At 68.2% G+C, this 1,376-nt stretch carries 2 pseudogenes; one reads left to right on the top strand and one right to left on the bottom strand.

Annotated elements, in window-relative coordinates:
* Positions 1-754, top strand: a pseudogene (locus MKK64_RS24040) (AI-2E family transporter); the annotation flags it as partial.
* A gap of 30 nt (positions 755-784) precedes the next feature.
* Here MKK64_RS24040 and MKK64_RS24035 read toward each other — a convergent pair.
* Positions 785-1,192: pseudogene (locus MKK64_RS24035) on the bottom strand (response regulator); the annotation flags it as partial.
* Between the last annotated feature and the right edge of the window lie 184 nt (positions 1,193-1,376).

Genomic DNA, 1,376 nt, shown 5'->3' with positions numbered 1-1,376 from the left:
GGCGCGTGACCTGGGCGAGGCGATGCTGAAGGAGAGGTCGTTATCGTCGTACTACGACGAGGTGGCGCTCAAGGGCCTGCAGCTCGCCGCCAACGACTACGCCCGCGGAGTCGTCACACCTGTCCAACTGGAGAACATCCGCGCCTCAGCGCGCTCCCTCGTCGAGGACTTCGAGGACCATCCCGACGGCGAGCCGGCCGGAATGGACGCGACGGTCAACCCGAACGACACCCCGACGCTCGCCGAGCGCGCGCATCCGAAGAACGAGGCTGTGCCCGGTCAGGCCCCGGCCCGGGACGCGTTGCCTGAGGCGTGGCGCGGCGAGTTGCCGGTGCTGTGCCTTGCCGGACGCGGCCCTCTCGACGAGGCCTCCTCAGCAATGCTGGCGCAATTGCTGCGCAAGCACGGGCTTGGCGCCCGGGTGACCGCTTATCAGTCCGCCTCGCGCGAGGGCATACATGACCTCGACCTGTCAGGTGTGGCGATGGTGTGTATCTCCTACCTCGACATCACCGGCAACCCGTGGCACCTGCGTTACCTGCTGGAGCGCCTGAAGCGTCGGGCCCCGGCCGTGCCGGTGCTGGTCGGCCTCTGGCCGGAGGGCGAAGGGGTCCTGACCGACGCGGGGCTCGGACGGCAGGTCGGCGCCGACGTCTACGTGTCGTCCCTCCGCGGAGCCGTTGATGCCTGCCTCGCGGCAGCCGGTGGGTCGCCCAGAATGGCGGGGGGATCGATCACGGCACACGCGGCGTAAAGACCTCGTCGGGCTGCCCCGCGTGCGGGGTCAGGCCCCCGGCCTTCCCCGCGATCCCTGCAAGGTCACGACCTTGCGCAGGATCCGGGAGAGTTCCTCGACGGAATACGGCTTGTGCAGGAGTTCAAATCCGTACGTGCCATTTTTGGCCAGCACGTGGCTGTAGCCTGACGTTAGCACCACCGGCAGGTCGCGGTGGCGGCGACGGATCTCGTGGCCGAGATCGATCCCGTCCATGCCCGGCATGACCACGTCGGAGAACACCACATCGAAGCGGCCTGTATCTTTTGCGAGTTCCGCAAGCGCTTGATCGGCGTTCTTAGCCCAGACCGTGGCGTAGCCGAGCTCGGCCAGGGACTGGGTGGCGAAGGCGCCGACGTCAACGTTGTCCTCGACCACCAGGACGCAGGTGCCGTGACCGCCGACGAGCGGTCCCGGCACCCCGTCCGCGAAGGCGGACGTCACCGGGTCGGGTACACGGGGTGACCTGACCGGTATTTTGGACCGAGCCGATTGAGAGGCTACTGCATGGTGGCGGCCATGGGTAGCCGAAAGGCCAGACCCGGGTAGCTGACGGGCGCGGGCGGCCGATAGCCCAGCGACGAATGCGGTCGAACGCGGT

The organism is Methylobacterium sp. E-025 (assembly GCF_022829705.1).
Classification (GTDB): Bacteria; Pseudomonadota; Alphaproteobacteria; order Rhizobiales; family Beijerinckiaceae; genus Methylobacterium.
The sequence above is the reverse complement of the archived record's forward strand: the minus strand, read 5'-3'. Positions and strand labels throughout refer to the sequence as shown.